Here is a 20,955-nt window from a genome sequence, read left to right as displayed (position 1 = left end):
GCCTGATGATCACGATTAGTTCACGGCAGCCGGGTTGTCGAGGCTGTCAGAACCTTCGAACTCAATCCCGTCAATGCCAACCGCAGCGATGATCTGTTCGATCGATTTGGTCTGATCGACAAGCGCATCAACAAAGGACTGAACGACGGCATTGCCATCTTCGTTGCCCATGGCGATCAGCTGATCAAAGGCTTCGCCAGCCTGTGCGCGGGTGACCATGACTTTACCGGCAACAACCGATGCCGCCAGCTTGGCGCGCAGTTCGGTGTCGAGTGCCGCGTCATTGGCCGCAACCAGATCAGAAAGCGACGGACCTTCAACAACCGAACCGTCAACACGGGTGTATCGGCCAAGGTAAACGTTCTGGATGCCCAGTGCGTCATAGAAGTGGCTGTTGTGGGTGTTGTCCGAGAAGCAGTCATGCTCTTCTTCCGGATCATGCAGCAACAGGCCGAGTTTGGTACGCTCGCCGCCCAGTTCGCCATAAGACAGCGAACCCATGCCGGTTACAATCGCAGTCAGGCCCGGAACGCCATCACCTTCAAGAACGGTTTCGCGTGCTTCGCCGCCTTCGGCCCACTGCGCGGTCATCCATTCAAGATCAGAAACCATCAGATCAACTGCTGCCTGAAGATATTCACCACGACGGTCGCAATTACCATTGGTGCAGGCATCACCCGATGCATAGTCGGTCCATTTACGTTCGCCGGCACCGGCATCGGTCCCGTTGAGGTCCTGACCCCAAAGAAGGAATTCAATGGCGTGGTAGCCGGTGGCAACGTTTGCTTCGACGTCGTCAACTTCATGCAGGCTTTCAAGCAGTGCGGTATCGATGGTCGAGGCATCGATGGTTTCGCCCGAAATGGTCAGCGTCGGATTGGCAATCACATTGGCGGTGTATGCCGGGTTTTCTTCGCTTTCTTCGCCGTAAAGGCCGGTTTCGACATAGTCGATCAGGCCTTCATCAAGCGGCCAGGCATTAACCTTGCCTTCCCAGTCATCAACAATCGCGTTGCCGAAACGATAAACTTCGGTCTGCTGATAGGGAACGCGCGACGCCAGCCATGCGGATTTCGCGGCATCAAAGGTCGCAGCCGACGGATTTGCAACCAGTTCATCAATCGTCGCCTGCAATTCCTTGGCGGTGATCAGTGAGTCCTCGTAACCGGCATGCGCGATATCGGCATAAGTGGTCAGCACGTCTTTGGCGGCCGGTGCGGCATATGCCTGCGCGCCAAGGGTAGAGACCAGTGCGGCCGTACCCAGAATCTTTGCGATCTTCATAGGAGTTCCCATCTATCCCTGAATGGTGAGCCAAGGGCAAAAGCCCCTTCGATCAAGGTGAAAATCCGTCACGCCCAACGACTGAACGCGCACATGAACTGTGACCCTGATCACTCTGCTTCCGCCAATTGATACTGCTTGTGAGAATGATTTTCAATTAAAGAATCATGAGTTTGCCAAATTTTGCGTTCCAGCAATGTTGTAATCCTTGGTTGACGCCGTTCTTAGGGCTGATCAGCATCTGATATGGAAGTTGACCTGTTTTTAAGCTTCTTGGCCGAAAGTGCGGGTTGGCATTTTCAAAACCATATAACCCCTGATCGTGCAAAGAGAGAGGCCCGATGAGCAACCAGACGTCGGAAGAAAAGAAAGTCAAACTCTGGGATTTCCCGGTTCGCCTGTTTCACTGGGCTCTTGTTATTGCCATCGTCACTGCCTGGTGGGCCAATCGGGAGGTGATGATTGATGTCCATGCCATTGCCGGATACAGCGTTCTGGCGCTTGTGATCTTTCGCCTCATCTGGGGCTTTGTTGGCAGCTCAAACGCCCGCTTTGCTGATTTCCTGACCGGTCCACGTCGGGTTATCGATTACTTGCGCAAATTGCCCAACGGTTCTGTGTCTGAATTGACATATGCCGGGCACAATCCCGCCGGGGGCTGGATGGTCGCGGTGATGATTCTTCTGGTCGGGGTGCAAGCGGTATCTGGCCTGTTTGCCAGCGAGAATACTTTCCTTTTCTTTGACGGGCCGCTTGTTGCCTATGTCAGTTCCGACTTTACCAGCACCATGAACTGGATCCATCAAACCAATATCAATCTGATCTATGGGGCGGTCGGATTGCACGTTTTTGCCGCCCTGTTCTATCTGGCCGTCAAACGCGAAAACCTGATCCGGGCGATTGTGATTGGCACCCGCCGCGTGCCCGCCGAGTTGGCAGGGCGCTTTGCAAACATTCGGTTTGCTTCACCCTTGCTGGGGATTGCGATCCTGATTGTCTGTGCGCTTGTGGTTTGGGGTGGTGTTACGCTGGCGCGTGGCTAGTTCGGGGTAAGATCCCGGACAATAAAAAAAGGCCAACGTTCTGTCGAAGGAACGCTGGCCTTTTTGATTTGCAAGTAAGCCCCATGATCTGGCCGGGGCGCCAGATCAAACTTTATTTGGTGCGGAACTCGTCGTGGCAGCCCTTGCATGACTTGCCAAGATTGCCCATCGCGGCCCCCATGGCGCCCTTGTCACCGACCGCATCGGCAAGGGCGAGGGCGGCCTGCTGCAATTCGGGGAAGCGACCGGCGAAATCATCCCAATTGGACCAGATGTCGGCACTTGCGGTGGTCTTTACGGACGCATCCGGGGTTTGCGGTTCAAATGCTTCCGGGGCAGCGCCCGCCGAAAAAGCAATACCCTTTGCCAGATTGGCCAGAACCGGGTCAGGCAGTTCACACTGGCCTTTCATAAAGCAGCCCAATGTACCCATCGCACCACCGATCCCATCCATCAACATCTTGCGGTTCTCGACCAACGCATTGTCGGATGCCTCATCAGCCTGTGCCATCATCGGGAAAGCGGCCCCTGCGAACATCACTGTTCCAAGGATTCCTGCGGTAAGGAGGTTCTTCATCATGTGTTCTCTCTCTAAAAACGCGTTAATGTGTCTCTCCGGGTGCAGCGTACAGTTTGGATTATTATGTTGGGATGTAAGCATGTTGTTGCCATCGACCCGCCGCAAGGCTTAGTGTCCCAGCAACGCCCCCGAAACCGTAATCACAAGCGCGTGATCTCATGATTGTTCTGTCATTGCGCGCCAAGGAAACGTTCGCCCATGCCTGCTGCCACCCGCAATAACGCATCGCCTACGCAGTCTGCCCCGGACTCTCAGGCTCTTGACGCCATTATTCAGGAAGGCCGCGGACGCGCGCGTGCGGTTATCCGGGACTGGAACCTGAAGCACGCCTATATCAATGGTGTCTGGCGCCCGGCGGATAGCCGCGAAACGCTCGATGTCCTTGATCCTGCCAAGGGCGATGTCATAGGTGCTGTGCCGTTCATGCGTACATCCGAGGCGCGTCAGGCGATTGACGCGGCCCATGCAGCCTTTCCGTCCTGGTCTGGAATGCTTGCGCGCGAACGGGCGGCTATTTTGCACCGCTGGCGCGATTTGCTCGAAGCCCATCAGGAAGAATTGGCCGCCCTCATCACCCTTGAGCAAGGCAAGCCCCTTGATCAGGCAAGGCGCGAAGTGGTCGGTGCGATTGCCTATGCCGAATGGTACAGCGAAGAAGCCAAGCGCGCCTACGGTCAGACCATGCCGGCAACCCAGCGTGATCGGCGTGTTGTCGTCCAAAAGCACCCGGTGGGTGTGGTTGCGGCCATTACACCATGGAACTTCCCGCTGACCATGGTGGTGCGTAAATGTGCGCCTGCGCTGGCGGCAGGGTGTACCGTGATTGTCAAACCGGCGGAGGATACCCCGCTGTCCGCGCTGGCAGCAGCCAAATTGGCCGAACAGGCCGGTTTCCCTGCCGGGGTGTTTAACGTCGTGACTGGTCTTCCCCATCCGATAGGCGAGGCCCTGACAGGCGATCACCGTGTGCGCATGCTTTCCTTCACCGGTTCAACATCGGTGGGCAAACGGTTGATGGAACAATGCGCACCAACGATGAAAAAGTTGTCGCTGGAGCTTGGCGGCAATGCCCCCTTTATCGTCATGGACGATGCTGATCTTGACGCGGCTGTTGCCGGCGCGATGATTTCAAAGTTCCGCAACAGTGGCCAGACCTGCGTTTGCGCCAATCGCATTTTCGTCCAGGACGGTGTTTATGATGCCTTTGTCGAAAAGTTTGTTGCGGCCAGCAAGGCACAAACAATCGGCAACGGGTTTGTGCCGGGTGCGGAATTGGGGCCACTGATCAATCGGCAGGCGGTGGCGAAGGTCGAACGCCTTGTGGCCGATGCCCAAAAACGCGGAGCAACCCTGATCTATGGTGCCCCCTTGCCCGAAGAAGGCTTCTTCACCCGCACGCTTGTCATGACCGATGTGCCCGATAATGCGGATTGCTTTGACGAGGAACTGTTTGCCCCGGTTGCGCCGATCTATCGGTTTGGCACCGAGGACGAAGTAATCAAACTTTCCAATCGTGTGCGAACCGGGTTGTCATCTTATATCTACAGTCGTGACATCGGTCGCATTCAACGTCTGGCAGACCGGCTTGAGACCGGTGTGGTCGGCATCAATGATGGCACGACAAGCCACGAAGGCGCGCCGTTTGGCGGGGTAAAGGAAAGCGGTCAGGGCCGGGAAGGCGGGCATTGGGGGCTTGAGGAATATCTTGAACCCAAATATCTCAACTACGCGCTTTAAGACTCGAAGCCTGTCAGCTAGCCAAAGCGGTTTGATACGCGATATTGGCAAGCAACTTGAAAGATCGCAGAACGGCAATATCAATATTGAATATTGCCGTTTTTGTATTTTTGAAGAGCTATGCAAAATTGTTTGCCCGGAGTCTGGCGAAAACGTCACCAAATTCGACCGAATTGAGAGAAAATCCCGCCTGAGAAAAACAGTTTTCGTTGGTTTTTCTTCTGCGGTTGCAATGTCAAAGGGCTCCAAAGTCGATGATTATGTCACGAAGGTGTCTCCGGATGCGTTGGTGGTAGTGGGTTTTTTGTGAAAAATCCAAGAGAAACAAGGGCCTTATTTGTCATGAAACAAACATGATGACCGCGCATGGCAAAAATGTGACCGCAGGATAAATAGGTATGCGCCAAATGCATGTTTGGGGTGATAAAACTCTTCTCGTCGGTATGATCAAACAGGCGTACACCGGGTTTAACGAAACACATCGCGAAACCCCGGCGGGAACAATGCCGGATGATTTTATGAGGAAACGGACATGAAAATGTATCGTGATTATGACCTGGTTGCCCTGCAGCGTGAAGCTGAACATCTCCGTGCACAGGCTATGCGTCAGATGCTTGTTGCACTGGTACGCAAAGTTGGTGCCCTGTTTGGCGCACACAACAAGCCCCACGGTGGTGTTGCTGCTGGCGCGTAATTGCCGCGGCTGACCACACCCTGCGACCGTTCAATCGGTACGCTTAAAAACGCCTCCGCATCTCGTTGTTGCGGAGGTGTTTTTGTTTGGGCACTTCACCTTCGCAGTTTGCACCGCTATTAAGGGGGATCGACCCCCGTTCGAATTGCGCAGAAGTTGGTTTCCATGAAGCTTGCCCATTACGCCTTTGGCGAAGAAAACCGTGACAACGGCACCATCGTGATTGTCCATGGCCTTTTTGGTCAGGCGCGGAACTGGACGGCCATCGCCCGGCGATTGGCGGAAAAGTATCACGTTGTCACCGCCGATTTGCGCAATCACGGACGCTCCGACTGGGATGCGGAGATGACCTATCCCGCCATGGCTTCTGACCTGGCTGAACTGATCGGCGATGTTTCCGACAAGCCGGTGCATTTGGTCGGGCATTCCATGGGTGGCAAGGCGTCCATGGTGCTGGCACTTTCGGCCGATGCCACTTTGGTTGCCGATCTTGTGGTGGTCGACATTGCCCCGGTTTCCTATGACCACGATTATAGCGGCTTTATCAATGCCATGCGTGGCGTTGATTTCTCGGCCATTTCGCGCCGCGCCGAGGTTGAGGACGCGCTCTCGTCCGGGGTGTCTGAAAAAGGCGTTCGCCAGTTCCTTGCCCAGAATGTCGCAACCGACAAGGATAGTGGTGCGATGTCATGGCAGGTCAATATAGATGCCATGGCCAACCATCTTGATGATATTACCGGCTGGCCAAAAGACGGGCTTGCCGAACAGTATGATGGCGATGTGCTGTTTATTTCGGGTGCGAACTCGCACTATGTCGATCCCAAGGACCGCGATCACATCAAGGCGCTGTTTCCCAAGGCGGCCTTTACAAGCATCAAGGGCGCAGGCCACTGGGTGCATGCCGAGAAACCCGATGCAGTGCTTTTGACACTGTCTGCCTTCCTGAAACGCTAGTCCGGTATTGCCAGCATGTTCGATGTTCCCAAAGGCTGGTCTGTCCCCGATCAGGATCATGTGCGTGTCAGTGATATCGAATGTTTGTCGGACAACTGGTATCGGCTTTATCGCGTCAGCTTTGATCTGAAACGCACAGACGGATCATGGCAAAGCCAGACGCGCGAAGCCTATGAACGGGGTAATGGGGCGGGCATTCTTCTTTATAATCGCACTGATCGCACCGTTATCCTGACGCGGCAGTTTCGCCTGCCAAGTTTTGTTAATGGCAACGAAGACGGCATGCTGATCGAAGTGCCCGCAGGTGTGCTTGATGATCGTGACCCCGCCGCCGCCGTCATTGCCGAGGTGGAGGAAGAAACCGGCTATAAGATCGGAAAACCCCGTCAGGTCTTTGACCTGTTCATGAGCCCGGGTTCAGTAACCGAGCGTCTGCATCTATTTGTTGCCGAAGTCACCCGCGATCACCGCAAAGGGGATGGCGGCGGTCTGCATGAAGAGGGCGAGGATATCCATGTTCTTGAGATCGGCTTTGACGACGTCCTTTCGATGTTGGCCGATGGTCGCATCCGCGATGCCAAGACGGTCATTCTTTTGCAGCACGCGCTTCTGACCGGCCTGCTTGGCAAGTAATTGCCGTTACCAGGGCAATGCATTGCCGTCATAGGCATAAAACCCGCCAGAGCTTTCTGCGGTGAGTTGATCAAGCACCGTTAGCATATTCGCAGTAGCCTCTTCGGGGCTCTGAACCCGAAGGCCCGATTTGGCAAACGGCCCGGAAAGGCCGGTATCAACCGTGCCGGGATGCAGGGCGACACAGACCGCTTCGCGTTTATTGCGGCCAATTTCGATCGCGCTGCATTTCACCAACTGATTAAGTGCTGCTTTTGCCGCACGGTACCCATACCATCCGCCCATGCGATTGTCGCCAATACTGCCGACCTTTGCCGATAGGGTGGCAAACACCGATTTGCCTGACCGTGGCAATAGCGGGCAGAAATGCTTCATCAACAGGGCAGGGCCAATGGCGTTGATGTGAAACTGCTTGGCCATATAGTCGGCATCAATGTGTCGCAGGGATTTTTCGGGCTGGAATGTCTCGTCATGCAGATAGCCTGTGGCATCAACAATCAGCCGTACCTCGCCGCCCAGTGTTTTGATAAAGCTCGCGCATTCGGCAATGGAGTCCGGACGATCAAAATCAAGCGCCGGGCTGCTGGAGCGCGAAAGTGCAATCACGCCCGCGAACTGCTGGCTTGCTTGCAGGTGGGCCACAAAGGCCTGCCCGATGCCGCCTGTTGCACCGCAGACCACGGCAAGACCATCTCGGGGGAAGCTTTCGAATGCGGGCGCGGTGCTCATATCGGCGGGCTCGGTTTTGTGATCGATATTCTGGTTACGGCTTGGCAATCACTGCGGTTCACATGTGCTTGGGCGGTGCGTCGTCGAACGCTCTTATCTTCACAAGCACAAAGGATTTCGAAAATGGCATATGCGTATACCGAGGCTCAGGATGCACAGGCAGTCGCCGAGCTGCAATGGGCGAAGGCCGATACGGTCATGTTCACCACGTTTACATCCTGTATCGGACTGATGGGGATCAAGGATGATCAGGTTATCGGTGTGCACTTGCCGCTGCGTGATGGTGCGAATGCGGTGACCAACGATGATATCGATGCCGCGATTGCATTGCTTGATGGTGCCGCAAATCCGGTAATCATCGGTGCCGTCAGTGCCTGGAAGGCCAGCGCATCGGCTGTGTTTGACCATCTTGTTGATGCCCTTAACCCGGTTGAGCAATACGCCTATGGCGACGGGACCTATGGCGGGTCGGTCAGTAACGGTCGGGTGCAGCCAGAATACGTCTGATCATGCTGTAATGACCCAAAGAAAAAGCCGCCTGTCTTGCAACGGGCGGCTTTTGGTTTTTGCGTATTGGCTTCGGTGCGTTATTCGGCAGCGTTGATATGGGTAACGTTTGGCGCGCTGCGGGCACCCTTGCCCTCGTGATCGTGACGGCGGATGAATTCCTTGATCCGTGGGCTGATCTGTTCACGCCAGCGCCGCCCGTTAAACACACCATAATGACCAACACCCTGCTGCACATGGTGCATGCGCATGCTGTCTGGCAGGTTGGTGGTAAGCTTGTGTGCGGCACGGGTCTGGCCCATGCCTGTAATGTCATCGCGCTCGCCCTCGACGGTCAGAAGGGCGGTTTTGGTGATGGCGGATGGATCAACCGGAACCCCCTGCCAGCGCATGGTGCCTTCGGGCAGGCTGTGTTCGTGGAACACGGCCTTAAGTGTCTGAAGATAGAACTCGGCCGTCATGTCCATGACAGCCAGATATTCCTGATAGAAACTACGTTTTGCTTCGGCGCTCTCACCATCACCTTCGACAAGGTGGTTGAACATGTCGTGATGGGCCGAAACGTGACGGTCCCAGTTCATGCTCATGAAGCCGGCAAGTTGCATGAAGCCCGGATACACACGGCGCATCACACCTGCATGGGGCAGGGGCACATGTGAAATCACATGGCGTTCAAACCACTCAAGGCTGTGCTGCTTGGCGAATTTGTTGACCTCGGTCGGGTTTTCGCGGGTATCGATCGGCCCGCCCATCAACGTCATAGAGGCCGGCTGGCATGCTTCGTTTCCTGCTGCCATCAATGATGCGGCAGCGACCACCGGAACAGACGGCTGGCAAACGGCCATCATGTGGGTGTTCGGGCCAAGCTTGCGCAGGAAGCGCATCAGATAATCGACATAGGTATCAAGATCAAAATGCCCCAGATGAACCGGTACCAGACGGGCGTCAACCCAGTCGGTGATATAGACATCGTGATCGGGCAAAAGGGCTTCGACCGTCCCGCGCAGAAGGGTTGAAAAGTGCCCGGAAAGCGGGGCGACGATCAACAGGCGCGGGTCATCGGGCTGTTTTTTCAGGTGGTCGGTTTCGCGCTTGAAATGCAACAGGTTGCAAAAAGCTTCGCTGTGGACGACTTCCTCGGTGATCGGGACGGTTTCGCCGTCAATCACTGTGGTGTCCAGACCAAATTCCGGTTTGCCGTAACGATGGGTGATATGGGTGAACACGTCACATGCTGCGGCTGCGGCCCGACCCTGATGGGTGTAGGACATCGGATTGGCCGGATTGCGCAGCCACTTTTTGCTGGCATCTGCTGCCATACGAAGCGGGCTTATCGTGGCGTGCTGCAATTCATAAAGGTGATACAGCATTAACTCTCACTCCCGGGTGACCCACAAACTTAGTGTGGTCACCAACCTGGTTTACGGCTTTTCATCCTGTTTTCGTGCACAGTTCGTATGTGTGCACGCACTTTGGCATTTTTTCAGATTTCTGATCAGAGCTGCCAAATGGCCAAGGCTGATCTGATGCACAGCGGAAAACGGCTGGGTAGCAGCATGCAGAAATCCAGTAATTGCCATGAAGCCTACGTTAGTTCGACTTTCATGCAATAGCCATTAAGTATGATGAAATTCCAAATTATCGTTTTTCACTCTGATTCAACCGAATATTCCCCGTATTGTCGAGTAAAATTTTGCAATGCAGCGCAAGTTGTTGCGTTGCAATAAATGTTTTCAGCCGGATTGGCGTCAGGCGCATGTTGTGCTGGTTCATCTGCCAGGTGCAAAGCAGACTCGTTTGTCATGTGCGGGGAAGGCCGGCCTTGCATATGCACATGTCAAAAAAAGCGCCGCTATCGGGGAGATAGCGGCGCCAGTATGCGGAGTATGCGGAATTCATTACTGTACTTGAAGAGGCCCCTTGGGGAAGACCGGGCGTAGGGAAGGTCTGACCGACAGGCGGGACAGGGTTTGGGTGCGGGGTTGCCTGCCGGTCAAACGCCCGTGATGGACAAAAGCTTGGTGGCTTATGGTCCGGGCCTCGTCAACACAGATAAAGTGTGTTGGGAATTCGTAGAATTAGATCCTAGACCAGACCGCGAAGGGTTTGGGCCATGCCAAGTCCGATGACGAACAGGAAAAATCCTGTGCTGCCGACAACAGCGACCGTGCTGCAAAGCTCGTTCAAGCGGGTCGGGTTATCAATCAGTTTCAACATGGTCTGTCCTCCTCAATCTGTCTGAAGAAACCATAATGTTCTGATTTTGTTCCAGCAAGAACAAAATTGGAACAAATGAGCCTGAGTGCAACCAAGTAATTGATTTTGCTTAAATAAATAATGTTCACAAATGTTCTCATTTCGGGCTGAAAACACAAGCCAGAGCAGCATTTGTTCATGGTTCTGGTTCACAAACTCCCGGAAAACTGCGAGTCCGTGCGAGTCTTGATCAGGATGTTCGTCGTGTAACCGTTGGTCGTTGGTGCTGGATGGTCTACCGCGCCGATCAACGAGGCCGGTTTTTGCAATAAGCGGTGCGCGACCCGTGAAATTCGCAAACTGTTTGCGCCGCAAACGCAAATGCATCGCTGGAATCAAATTGTTGCACGATGTTTCAACTGTCCTAAAATACAGGAAATCAGGCTGTTCTTACGGTGGTTTTGCTACAAACTGTTACGGTTAAACTGAATTTCAGTAAAACGGCTTCGATTGCGTGTGATCGCAGTGGTCTTGCCCCGATGGATCGTGTAACAGTGCGCAATAGGATTTGGTGATGCGGTTTTGCTGATCAGGACACAGCAGGACACGGCGTCACAGTCCGGTGGTCAGGAAACTGGCGACCGATTATCGGTCACAGGCAGGGGCATATTCCTGTCGGGTGACAAATAGCAGACAGGACCGGAGAACCCGGTTCTGCAACACGGCATCGGCCGTGCCCCGATTGTCTGCCAGGATCGCAAGATCCGGGGTCCCACCTTGGCGACGGGAAGGAAACGTTGGAAGGCTAAGGGCATAATGAAACAAAGGCTTAAGCATCGTATCGCGGATATCGTGATTTTCGGTGGGACCGGAGATCTGGCGCTACGTAAACTTTTTCCCGCACTGTATGAAATGGAACGCACCGGGCGTTTCGATGATGAAACCCGTATCTTTGGCGCATCGCGCAGCGAACATAGCGACGAAGATTTCCGGGCCAAACTGCATGAAGCCGGGAAGAAATTCATTCCCGAAGGTGAATTTGATGCGGAAATCTGGGCGAAATTCGCCAATCGCATCGCCTATGTACAGGTCTCTGCCGGGGATGAAGCCGGGTTCAAGGTCCTGCATGAAAAGCTGTCCGATCAGCCTGATCGTGATCGCGTCTTTTATTTCTCTACCAGTCCCGCATTGTTTGCCGACATGGCCTTTAACCTGAAAAAGGCCGGCCTGGTGACACCGAATTCCCGCGTCGTGCTTGAAAAGCCGCTGGGTCATGATCTGGACAGTTGCCGTGAAATCAACGGCCAGATCGGTGAAGTGTTCGAGGAAAACCAGATTTTCCGTATCGACCACTATCTTGGCAAGGAAACGGTGCAAAACCTGATGATTCTGCGCTTTGCCAATGCGATGTTCGAACCGCTGTGGAACAGTGCGCATATTGACCATGTTCAGATCACGGTCGGCGAGGAAGTCGGGGTCGAGGGCCGCTGGTCCTATTATGACGATGCCGGTGCGATGCGCGATATGGTGCAGAACCATATGCTGCAGCTTCTTTGCCTTGTTGCGATGGAACCGCCCTATGTCCTTGATCAGGATGCGGTCCGCGATGAAAAGGTCAAAGTGCTCAAGGCCCTTCAGCCGATCAATGACAGCAACATCGATAGCTCCACCGTGCGTGGCCAGTACCGCAAGGGCGCTGTGGGCGGCAAGGAAGTTCCGGGCTACCTTGAAGAAGAAGGTGCCAATACCGACAGCACCACCGAAACCTTTGTTGCGATCCGGGCCGAACTTGATAACTGGCGTTGGTCGGGTGTTCCGTTCTATCTGCGTACGGGCAAACGTTTGCCCAAACGCCATTCGGAAATTGTCATCCAGTTCCGCGATGTCCCGCACCAGATTTTCCCGCTGGCAAAATCCATGACCAACTATCAGGCCAACAGGCTGGTCCTGCGCCTGCAGCCGGATGACGGTATCCATCTTGTGCTTAATAACAAGAACCCGGGGCCAGGGCTTGTGCGTTTGCGCCCGACGGCATTGAACCTGTCCTTTGCCGAGGCGTTTGGTGGCCGCAGCCCGGATGCCTACGAGCGTCTTTTGCTGGATGCGATTGATGGCAACAACACCCTGTTTGTCCGCCGCGATGAACAGGACATTGCCTGGCAGTGGGTCGACGCCATCCAGGATGCGTGGCAGAACAATCACGTCACGCCCAAAGGATACACCGCCGGAACCTGGGGCCCGTCTGCTGCCATCGCCCTGATCGAACGTGATGGCCGGACCTGGAACGAAGAAGCCGGGTCCTAGAATTGTGCAGCCCGGTCCGGGCCGCAATGCTTGTTGCCGGGGGCTTGCGCAGCCGCGCCATGACCCCAACTTCGGGAAGAAGACATGACAAACGAACGCACATTCAAAAGCGGCGATGAAATGCTTGCGGCAATGGTCAAGGAAACCATTGATCGGCTGGAATTTGCCATCGCCACCCGCGGCCACGCCAGCATGGCTGTTGCCGGCGGACGCTTTCCCAAGCCGCTGTTTCAGACCCTTTCACAGGCGCGCCTTGACTGGTCGAAGGTGATCGTCACCCTTGGTGATGATCGCTGGGTCGGTCTTGATGATGATCAGTCCAATGAAAAGCTGGTCCGTGACAACCTGTTTATCAACGAAGCGCAGAATGCCCGCTTTGTGTCGCTGAAAACATCTGACAGCAGCCCTGAAGACGCAGTGGGAACCGTCAGCGCACGCCTGCGCATCGAAATGCACTGGCCGCTTGATATCGTATTTCTGGGGATGGGGGATGACGGCCATACCGCATCGCTTTTCCCGTCCTCAACCCCCGAAGCCCTTGATAAGGGGCTTTATCCCAAGCATGGCGAACTGGTTGCTGCTGCCCGCCCGACCGTATCCCCGGTCCCGCGTATCAGCATGACTTTGCCTGCCATCCTCAATGCCCGGTATATTGGGATCCATATTACCGGACAGTCCAAATGGTCGACCTATGAGGCCGCGAAAAACGGCACGGAAATCGAAGAGATGCCGGTTCGCGCCATCTTGCAGCAGAACGATGTCCCCGTCGATCTGTGGTGGAGCGCCGAGAACCCGAAAGGCTGAACCCCATGAAACGTGAAATCGAACAAATTACCAAACGCATTATCGAGCGTTCCAAACCAACCCGCGAAGCATACCTTGCCAAGATCGAGGCCGCGGCCTCTGATCGTCCGCATCGCGCGGCCCTGTCATGTGGCAACCTTGCCCATGCATCGGCTGGCTGCGGGGCTGCGGAAAAGCAGCGCATTAACGGCGAAGACGGCGCGAACCTTGGTATTGTGACGTCCTATAACGATATGCTTTCGGCCCATCAGCCGCTGGGCGTTTACCCGGACCGCATCAAAAAGGCGGTGTTTGAAGCCGGCGGCACTGCACAGGTGGCCGGCGGTGTTCCAGCCATGTGTGATGGCGTGACCCAAGGCCGTCCGGGCATGGAACTGTCGCTTTTCTCACGCGATGTGATTGCCATGTCGACGGCTGTGTCGCTGTCGCATGATGTGTTTGACGCTGCCATGTATCTTGGTGTCTGCGACAAAATCGTTCCGGGTCTTGTCATGGGCGCATTGTCATATGGCCATATCCCGGCGGTGTTTGTTCCGGCCGGTCCGATGCCATCAGGCCTTCCGAATAATGAAAAGGCCCGCATTCGTCAGCTTTATGCCCAGGGCAAGGTTGGCCGCAAGGAATTGCTTGAGGCCGAAACCGCGTCCTATCACAGCCCGGGCACGTGCACCTTCTATGGCACGGCGAACTCCAACCAGATGCTGATGGAAGTCATGGGCTTGCATCTTCCGGGGGCGGCGTTCGTTAATCCGAATACGGACCTGCGTGATGCGCTCACCGAAGAAGCCGCACGTCGCGCCATGCAGATTACCAAGCTTGGCAATGACTATCGTCCGATCGGCAAGATCCTTGATGAAAAGGCGTTTGTGAACGGGATCGTTGGTCTTCTGGCAACTGGTGGCTCAACCAACCACACCCTGCATCTTCCGGCCATGGCACGTGCGGCCGGGATCGAGCTTCGCTGGGATGATTTCGACGAACTGTCGCGTGTGGTGCCGCTTCTTTGCCGCGTTTATCCGAACGGTCAGGCGGATGTGAACCACTTCCATGCGGCTGGCGGTATGGGCTTTGTAATTTCCGATCTGCTCAAGAACGGTATTTTGCACCCGGATCTTGAAACGATTCACACTGGTGGAATGGCGGCCTATGGCACCGAGCCGTATCTTGATAATGGCAAGCTGGCATGGCGTGATGCACCGGAAACCAGCCATGACGAGGAAATCCTGCGTCCGGCTGAAAAGGCGTTCAGTGCTGATGGCGGCCTGCGCATGCTTTCGGGCAATCTCGGCCGTTCCGTGATCAAGGTTTCCGCTGTTAAGCCGGAAAACCGCGTGATCGAAGCCCCGGCTGCGGTGTTTACATCCCAGGAAGAAATGATGGAGGCCTTCAAGGAAGGCAAACTGCATCGTGATGTGGTTTGCGTTGTCCGCTTCCAGGGGCCGAAAGCCAACGGCATGCCGGAACTGCACAAACTGACCCCGCCGCTGGGTGTCTTGCAAGATCTTGGCTACAAGGTCGCCCTTGTGACGGATGGCCGTATGTCGGGTGCATCGGGCAAGGTCCCGGCTGCCATTCACGTGACACCCGAAGGCATGATGAATGGTCCGATCGCCAAGGTTCAGGATGGTGATATCATCCGTCTGGATGCCGAAACTGGCGAGCTTTTGCTGAACGTTACCGATGCCGAATTGGCCAAGCGTGACTTTGCGACCTTTGATCATAAGGCAGAACATCAGGATGGCTTTGGTCGCGAGATGTTTGGTGTCTTCCGCGAACATGTTGGTCTGGCTGAACTTGGCGCCTCTGCAGCCTTCCCGGGGGAGGCTGAAGTCGCGTAATGCAGCTGGTTGGTGATATTGGCGGGACCAACGCCCGCTTTGCCTGGCTGGACGAGGCTGGCGATCCCTATACACCCATGACATTGCCGGTGCGTGATTATGCCACCATCGGTGATGCCATGCGCGATTTCATGGCCAGGACCAATTGCACGGATTTGCGTGAATTTGCCGTGGCTGTGGCATGCCCTGCCATGGCTGATACGGTCAAGTTCACCAATAATCCGTGGGTGTTCTCGAAAGAAGCGCTCAAGGCCGAATTCAATCTGGATCGGCTTGTGGTGGTCAATGACTTCACCGGTCTTGCCATGTCTGTTCCTTATCTCGGGGACGAAGACCTGATCACGCTGTTTGATGGTCCGGGCCGTCCGGGGTTGCCGCTTGCTGTGGTCGGGGCGGGCACGGGGCTTGGTGTTTCGGGGCTTTTGCCACACGAAGGCAAATGGCTTCCGATCCAGGGCGAAGGCGGGCATGTATCGCTGCCCGCGATTGATGATCTTGATTACGAGATCGTCAAATTCCTGGGCCGCGAACTTGATCGTGTATCAGCCGAACGTGTGCTTTCGGGGATGGGGCTTGAAAACCTCTATCGGGCGCTTGCCGCGATTGATGGACTTGATGTCGAACCCAAAACGGCGGCCGAGGTCGTTGATGGTGCCCTTAAATACGGTGACGCCTTGTGTCTGAAGGTGCTGGACCGGTTCTGCATGTTCCTTGGCGGCGTTGCCGGGGATCTGGTTTTGACCCTTGGGGCCTTTGACGGGGTGTTTATCGGTGGCGGTATTGGTCCGCGTATTACCGATTACATGAAGAAAAGCGCGCTCAAGGAGCGCATGATCGCCAAGGGGCGGTTCCGTGATTTGATGAATGATGTGCCGGTGCGCCTGATGACGGCGAAATACCCGGCCCTGATCGGTTGCGCCAAGATTTTAACGGCGTAATCGAAACCTGGAGGAAACTTAATGAGCCTTTCATCGCGTGAAATTCTGTCCAAGGCACCGGTCGTTCCGGTTCTGGTGATCGAAGACGTCAACGATGCCGTGCCGCTGGCCAAGGCGCTGGTTGCTGGTGGTCTGCCGGTGCTTGAAATCACCCTGCGCTCGTCCGCAGCCGAAGAAAGCATCAAGCGCATCATCGCCGAAGTCCCTGATGCGATTACCGGGGCGGGAACGGTTGTGAATGCCAAGCAGATGGAACGCATGGCCGAGATCGGTTGTGCTTTTGCTGTTTCGCCGGGCCATACCGAAGGCCTTCTGAAAGCTGCCAAAGACACCGGATGCCCATTGCTTCCGGGTGCTGGTACGCCCTCGGAAATCATGAACCTGATTGATCATGGCTATGACATTCTGAAATTCTTCCCGGCTGAACAGCAGGGCGGTGTTTCGATGCTCAAAGCCATTTCCGGTCCACTGCCCCAGGTATCTTTCTGCCCGACCGGTGGCGTTTCGCTGAACAATCTTGCCGATTACCTGGCCCTGCCAAACATCATCACAGTGGGTGGTTCGTGGGTGGCTCCCAAGGATGCGGTCAAGGCCGGTGACTGGGGCAAGATCACGAAGCTGGCACAGGAAGCGACCGACAAGGTAAAGGCGCTGCGCGGCTGATCATCCATCAGATTGGTGTTTGATGACACTGATATCAGAAACAAAAAAAGGGACCGAAACGGGTCCCTTTTTTCATCAGGGTAGTCCATGCGACTTTTTCGGTGTCGCAACCGATTCAAGGCCTAGCCTTTGATACGGTCGACATACCAGGTCGAACCGTTGAACTTGCGCTGCAGACCGAGGTCGGCAAGTTCTGCGTGGCTCAGCGAATCCCAACCGTAGCTCGAAGCCTTGTGGGCACGTGCCGGGCCGATCTTGCTGACGATCTGACCGAAAAGCGAACCAAACGGCATGCGTTTGGTGAACGGGTCGTTCGCGACGTTGAACTGCGGTGCAGCGGAAACCGTGTGTGCCATAGTGGCCTCCTTTGATCTACGGTTGGTGTGTCTTTCGATTTGCGGAAAATGTCATATGCGAAATAAAACGGGAACTACTTTGTTTTGCATAGTATCTGTGCAAAAATGCACGAATATTTGGACTGATTCCAAGGGGTGAGATAACGCATATGAATTGGAACGATTTGCGCTACTTCCTTGTTCTTGCGGAAGAAAATAGCCTGTCAGGTGCCGCGCGACGTCTGCGTAAAGAGCATACCACCGTTGCAAGAAGGATTGAGGCGCTCGAGGGGGACCTTGGAACGAAGCTTTTTGACCGTTTGCCGCGTGGCTGGCAGCTCACTGCGGCGGGCCGGAATCTTGTTCCTGTGGCCGAACGAGTCGAAGAAGAAGCCCTGACATTCGAGCGACAGGCAAAGGGCGATGAAGCCGCACATGGCGTTGTGCGTATTTCCGTGCCCCCGGTGGCGGGGCGTGTGTTGTTTGCCCCGCGTCTGGCCCGCTTGCTCAAGGCGCATCAGGGACTCGAATTTGAAATCGTCGGGGCCGCCAATGTGGTCAACCTTGCCCGGCGCGAGGCCGATATAGCAGTGCGCATGATCACGCCGCGTGAACCCGGCCTGATCACCCGCAAGCTGGTCGAACTGGGGGTGGGGCTGTATGGCGCGGTCGGCTATCAGGAACGCGTGCCGGAAATGTATTGGGAATTCTGCGGTTACGAAGACACCACCTATGGTGCCTCCAAGCGCGAATGGGTGCGCACCGTCCTTGATCGTGAATTGCCGTGCCGCTTCCGTGCTGATGACACAGAAACCGTGCGACAGTTCATTGCTGCAGGGCATGGTGTTGGCGTCTTGCCCCGGTACTTTGGCGATCAGGACGAGGAACTTGAACTGATCCACGCTGATACTGACGGCCGCAGCCGCGAGAGTGTCTGGATGGTCGTGCATCCCGATATGCGTCGCTCGCCGGGGGTGCGCCTTGTGATGGATGCGTTGATCCGGGCCGCAGACAACATTGCCGAGGAATATCAGGTCTGAGTCGTGCCGTGGTTTCGTTTTAAGCAAAACTGATCAGGTTGGCGTCAGGCTGCGTACCAACTGTTGGCTCGGGATAAAAATCCCATATTTGTTTTATTCGTGCGGCGGTGCTTTTGCCTGTCTGCATGCAGCTGGCGGTGGCGATGACATCGACCCGGGATTTGGAAAACCTCTTAAGGCAATCAGTCGAGGGCAATACAGATGCCTTCGAGCAGCTTTATAATGCGACCTCGGCGAAACTTTTCGGCATTGTCCTGCGTATCTTGAGAAATCGCGCTCAAAGCGAGGACGCCCTTCAGGACATCTATGTGCGTATCTGGCAAAAGGCAGGGGATTTCGAACCCGGTCGTGCCTCGATCATCACATGGATGGCAACGATTGCCCGCAACCGTGCAATTGATATCGTCCGGCGCCAACGCCCGGAAGCTGATATCGAGGATGCAGATATTGAAATGCTGATATCATCCGGTTCTGCATTTGATCAGATGGCGGTTGCAGACGAGATGCGTCAGCTTGAGTATTGCCTGAACGATCTTGAAGATGATCGTCAGCAAATCGTGAAGCTGGCCTATCTCGAAGGTTGGTCACGTGCCGAACTGGCCGAACGCTTTGCCCAGCCGGTGGGAACGATCAAGACGTGGCTGCATCGCAGCCTGCGACAATTAAAGGAATGCCTGGGAACATGACGGACCGGGATGACATTGACATGCTGGCGGCAGAATATGTGCTGGGGACTCTCGATCCCGCGCAACGCCAATCCGTTGAGAAACGTCGCAGCCAGGAACCCGAACTTGATCGCGCGATTTCTGACTGGGAAGCGCGCTTGTCGCCGTTGAATGCCCATTATGATCCGGTGGCCCCGACGCGCGATCTGTTTGCCGGCGTTCGTGCCCGGATCGAAAGCACCGCACAGGCCGGGACCCAAGCTGCGTCCCAGGCCGCCAGCCAACAGGCGCCCGGCATTGTTGAATTTGCCAAGCTCAAACGCAAACTGGCCATATGGCGTGCAGGTGCGCTTGGGGCTGCGGCGATTGCGGCCAGCATGGTTGTTGTTCTGCTTTCGAACGATGTAAATCTGCCGGTTGAGAATGGGCAATTTGTTGCCGTTTTCCATCGTGATGACACACAACCGGCCTTTGTCATGAGTGTCGATCTCGAAACCCGCGAAGTCACCATCCGCCCGGTCGAGGCAACCATGCCCGAAGGCAAGACCTATCAGCTCTGGATCGTGACGGAGGAAACCGGGCCGAAACCCAAATCACTGGGTCTGCTTGAAAACATCGCCAATCCGACGACCAAGCAGCTTGGCGGGTTCGATCCGGCCATGTTGCGCAACGCGACCTTTGGCATCAGCTTGGAGCCCGAAGGCGGTTCACCAACCGGTCAGCCAACCGGTCCTGCGATCCATGGGCGTCTGATTTCAGTCGCACAGTAAAAAAATCACCTTTGCTGAAACCCGATTGATTTGGCTGCGTAGCTTCTGTGTGTGTTGAAACACATGACATGAGCGAAGCGCAGAAAACAGCGCCTTCCAGATCAAAAGCAAAGGAGACTTCACATGACCTTCAAGGGCAAAGCAACTGCAAAAGCAACCGGCGTGATCACGGCAATGATGCTAAGTGCCGGGTTTGTTTTCGGCAGTGCCGGTTCGGCAAACGCAATGGGTCCGATGGTCGAAGCCATGGATCAGGATGTTTCGGCTGGCGTGGTGACCGCATCAAAAATCATGGCTGGCGAAAACGGCTGGCTGGTTGTCCATCGCACTGACAGCGATATGAAGCCGGGACCGGTCGTTGGCTATGCACCGCTTAAAAAGGGTGAAAACATGGATGTATCTGCCATCCTGCAGGAACCGGTCAAGTCCGGCGAAATGTTGATGCTGATGGTGCATTCCGAAGCTGGTGGCATGAAAACCGGCGTATTCGAATACACCCTGGGTGCCAAGGAAGACGGCCCGATCAAGCCGGACGGGAAGCTTGTGATGAAGGTTGTATCGGCCAAGTAAGGCACCGATCACCTTATCCATTCCACTGACATCGTTTTCAGCCCGCAAGGTCAACCTTGCGGGCTGTTTCTATTTCCACGTTACGGTTGGTGAAATTCGTCATCACACATGTCGGGAACGCCGGAATTCGGGCAATTTCGACGAATGAACAAAAGGCCCCTGCGCTGCAGGGGCCTTTGTCTGCCTTGAGGGAGGCATCAGCCAACTTGGTAACTATCTTGTTCCCAGGTTGGCGGCATCAAAGCGTGTCGATTGCCAACGGCTCTGTTCGAAACCGGGCCGCTTTGATGTTTCGGGGGATGGCATTGAAGAAAAATCAATACCAGCCGCGCGTTTCATACCCGTCACGGGTACGTTCAAGCCCGATGTCGCGGAGTTGATCGTCGCTCAGCCGATCCAGCGCATTTCGACCCTGATAACGCTTGTATGCGACAATCAACGCATCGAGGATCGTCGGGATGATCGCACAAATACCCCGGGTGGCATGGGGGCGCGAGGCAGGGGAGCTCAGGCATTGTGCGAGCATCTCCGACGATGACTTGTTCGACAACTGACCAACGACGGGATGACATTTGAGATGGTTTGATACAGCCATTTTGATGCTCCTTGATCGTGGGGCTTTGTGATGTCGACAAGGTTGCCATGCGCAAAAACACAAATGAATTCCGATA

At 55.2% G+C, this 20,955-nt stretch carries 23 protein-coding genes; 16 read left to right on the top strand and 7 right to left on the bottom strand.

Going from position 1 to position 20,955, the window contains the following annotated elements:
• Positions 1-15 precede the first annotated feature (15 nt).
• Positions 16-1,284, bottom strand: a complete 1,269-nt coding sequence (locus AUQ43_RS19180) for an imelysin family protein (RefSeq protein WP_062957928.1) — start codon at positions 1,282-1,284, stop codon at positions 16-18.
• A gap of 341 nt (positions 1,285-1,625) precedes the next feature.
• Here AUQ43_RS19180 and AUQ43_RS19175 point away from each other — a divergent pair, with 341 nt between their 5' ends.
• Complete coding sequence (locus AUQ43_RS19175) at positions 1,626-2,327, top strand: cytochrome b/b6 domain-containing protein (RefSeq protein ID WP_062957927.1); 702 nt, start codon at positions 1,626-1,628, stop codon at positions 2,325-2,327.
• 112 nt (positions 2,328-2,439) lie between these two features.
• Here AUQ43_RS19175 and AUQ43_RS19170 read toward each other — a convergent pair whose 3' ends face one another.
• Positions 2,440-2,907 (bottom strand): cytochrome c, encoded by a 468-nt coding sequence (locus AUQ43_RS19170; RefSeq protein ID WP_232310753.1) that lies wholly within the window; start codon positions 2,905-2,907, stop codon positions 2,440-2,442.
• 198 nt (positions 2,908-3,105) lie between these two features.
• On the opposite strand from AUQ43_RS19170, the gene AUQ43_RS19165 reads away from it, so the two are divergent.
• The 5 genes from AUQ43_RS19165 to AUQ43_RS19150 all read left to right on the top strand — a co-directional run bounded on the left by AUQ43_RS19165 (position 3,106) and on the right by AUQ43_RS19150 (position 6,925).
• Positions 3,106-4,644 (top strand): NAD-dependent succinate-semialdehyde dehydrogenase, encoded by a 1,539-nt coding sequence (locus tag AUQ43_RS19165; RefSeq protein WP_084272174.1) that lies wholly within the window; start codon positions 3,106-3,108, stop codon positions 4,642-4,644.
• The gene (locus AUQ43_RS19160) at positions 4,613-4,954 is read left to right on the top strand and encodes a hypothetical protein (RefSeq protein WP_147250489.1); all 342 of its coding nucleotides are present in this window, start codon (positions 4,613-4,615) and stop codon (positions 4,952-4,954) included. The genes AUQ43_RS19165 and AUQ43_RS19160 overlap by 32 nt, the downstream gene beginning before the upstream one ends.
• 222 nt (positions 4,955-5,176) lie before the next feature.
• Complete coding sequence (locus tag AUQ43_RS20390) at positions 5,177-5,338, top strand: RSP_7527 family protein (RefSeq protein ID WP_157088485.1); 162 nt, start codon at positions 5,177-5,179, stop codon at positions 5,336-5,338.
• Between the two features lie 165 nt (positions 5,339-5,503).
• Positions 5,504-6,292: an alpha/beta fold hydrolase gene (locus tag AUQ43_RS19155; RefSeq protein WP_062957925.1), complete on the top strand. Its 789-nt coding sequence runs from the start codon at positions 5,504-5,506 to the stop codon at positions 6,290-6,292.
• Between the two features lie 15 nt (positions 6,293-6,307).
• On the top strand, positions 6,308-6,925 hold the full coding sequence (locus tag AUQ43_RS19150; protein ID WP_062957924.1) for an NUDIX domain-containing protein: 618 nt from the start codon (positions 6,308-6,310) through the stop codon (positions 6,923-6,925).
• A gap of 6 nt (positions 6,926-6,931) precedes the next feature.
• Here the strand turns inward: AUQ43_RS19150 and AUQ43_RS19145 are convergent, their stop codons facing one another.
• Entirely contained in the window at positions 6,932-7,654 is a 723-nt protein-coding gene (locus AUQ43_RS19145) for an SDR family oxidoreductase (protein ID WP_062957923.1), read from the bottom strand.
• A gap of 123 nt (positions 7,655-7,777) precedes the next feature.
• On the opposite strand from AUQ43_RS19145, the gene AUQ43_RS19140 reads away from it, so the two are divergent.
• Positions 7,778-8,161 (top strand): hypothetical protein, encoded by a 384-nt coding sequence (locus AUQ43_RS19140; RefSeq protein WP_062957922.1) that lies wholly within the window; start codon positions 7,778-7,780, stop codon positions 8,159-8,161.
• An 80-nt stretch (positions 8,162-8,241) separates the two neighbouring features.
• Here AUQ43_RS19140 and AUQ43_RS19135 read toward each other — a convergent pair whose 3' ends face one another.
• Complete coding sequence (locus AUQ43_RS19135; protein ID WP_062957921.1) at positions 8,242-9,531, bottom strand: polyhydroxyalkanoate depolymerase; 1,290 nt, start codon at positions 9,529-9,531, stop codon at positions 8,242-8,244.
• A 715-nt stretch (positions 9,532-10,246) separates the two neighbouring features.
• Positions 10,247-10,378, bottom strand: a complete 132-nt coding sequence (locus AUQ43_RS20645) for a hypothetical protein (RefSeq protein ID WP_255356139.1) — start codon at positions 10,376-10,378, stop codon at positions 10,247-10,249.
• Positions 10,379-11,173: 795 nt separating this feature from the next.
• Between AUQ43_RS20645 and zwf the strand changes: the two genes are divergently transcribed.
• From zwf to AUQ43_RS19110, 5 genes are all read left to right on the top strand, one after another.
• The gene (zwf, locus tag AUQ43_RS19130; RefSeq protein ID WP_062957920.1) at positions 11,174-12,661 is read left to right on the top strand and encodes a glucose-6-phosphate dehydrogenase; all 1,488 of its coding nucleotides are present in this window, start codon (positions 11,174-11,176) and stop codon (positions 12,659-12,661) included.
• Positions 12,662-12,745: 84 nt separating this feature from the next.
• Positions 12,746-13,465 (top strand): 6-phosphogluconolactonase, encoded by a 720-nt coding sequence (gene pgl / locus AUQ43_RS19125; protein WP_062957919.1) that lies wholly within the window; start codon positions 12,746-12,748, stop codon positions 13,463-13,465.
• 5 nt (positions 13,466-13,470) lie between these two features.
• Positions 13,471-15,303 carry a phosphogluconate dehydratase gene (gene edd, locus AUQ43_RS19120; protein WP_062957918.1) on the top strand — a complete coding sequence of 611 codons (1,833 nt, stop codon included), beginning with the start codon at positions 13,471-13,473 and terminating at the stop codon, positions 15,301-15,303.
• Positions 15,303-16,241: a glucokinase gene (gene glk, locus AUQ43_RS19115; RefSeq protein ID WP_062957917.1), complete on the top strand. Its 939-nt coding sequence runs from the start codon at positions 15,303-15,305 to the stop codon at positions 16,239-16,241. The genes edd and glk overlap by 1 nt, the downstream gene beginning before the upstream one ends.
• Positions 16,242-16,262: 21 nt before the next feature.
• Positions 16,263-16,904 carry a bifunctional 4-hydroxy-2-oxoglutarate aldolase/2-dehydro-3-deoxy-phosphogluconate aldolase gene (locus AUQ43_RS19110; protein WP_062957916.1) on the top strand — a complete coding sequence of 214 codons (642 nt, stop codon included), beginning with the start codon at positions 16,263-16,265 and terminating at the stop codon, positions 16,902-16,904.
• A 122-nt stretch (positions 16,905-17,026) separates the two neighbouring features.
• Here the strand turns inward: AUQ43_RS19110 and AUQ43_RS19105 are convergent, their stop codons facing one another.
• On the bottom strand, positions 17,027-17,260 hold the full coding sequence (locus AUQ43_RS19105) for a hypothetical protein (RefSeq protein WP_062957915.1): 234 nt from the start codon (positions 17,258-17,260) through the stop codon (positions 17,027-17,029).
• Positions 17,261-17,409: 149 nt separating this feature from the next.
• Between AUQ43_RS19105 and AUQ43_RS19100 the strand changes: the two genes are divergently transcribed.
• The 4 genes from AUQ43_RS19100 to AUQ43_RS19085 all read left to right on the top strand — a co-directional run bounded on the left by AUQ43_RS19100 (position 17,410) and on the right by AUQ43_RS19085 (position 20,284).
• Entirely contained in the window at positions 17,410-18,279 is an 870-nt protein-coding gene (locus AUQ43_RS19100; RefSeq protein ID WP_062957914.1) for a LysR family transcriptional regulator, read from the top strand.
• A gap of 143 nt (positions 18,280-18,422) precedes the next feature.
• Positions 18,423-18,965, top strand: a complete 543-nt coding sequence (locus tag AUQ43_RS19095) for a sigma-70 family RNA polymerase sigma factor (protein WP_062958070.1) — start codon at positions 18,423-18,425, stop codon at positions 18,963-18,965.
• Complete coding sequence (locus AUQ43_RS19090) at positions 18,962-19,714, top strand: anti-sigma factor domain-containing protein (RefSeq protein WP_062957913.1); 753 nt, start codon at positions 18,962-18,964, stop codon at positions 19,712-19,714. The genes AUQ43_RS19095 and AUQ43_RS19090 overlap by 4 nt, the downstream gene beginning before the upstream one ends.
• A gap of 123 nt (positions 19,715-19,837) precedes the next feature.
• Positions 19,838-20,284, top strand: a complete 447-nt coding sequence (locus AUQ43_RS19085) for a hypothetical protein (RefSeq protein ID WP_114129934.1) — start codon at positions 19,838-19,840, stop codon at positions 20,282-20,284.
• Between the two features lie 316 nt (positions 20,285-20,600).
• Here AUQ43_RS19085 and AUQ43_RS19080 read toward each other — a convergent pair whose 3' ends face one another.
• Complete coding sequence (locus AUQ43_RS19080) at positions 20,601-20,879, bottom strand: DUF1127 domain-containing protein (protein WP_062957912.1); 279 nt, start codon at positions 20,877-20,879, stop codon at positions 20,601-20,603.
• Positions 20,880-20,955 lie beyond the last annotated feature (76 nt).

Source organism: Thalassospira sp. MCCC 1A01148 (assembly GCF_001613795.1).
GTDB lineage: Bacteria > Pseudomonadota > Alphaproteobacteria > Rhodospirillales > Thalassospiraceae > Thalassospira.
Note: the sequence above shows the minus strand (reverse complement) of the source record. Positions and strands in the feature narration are given on the sequence as shown.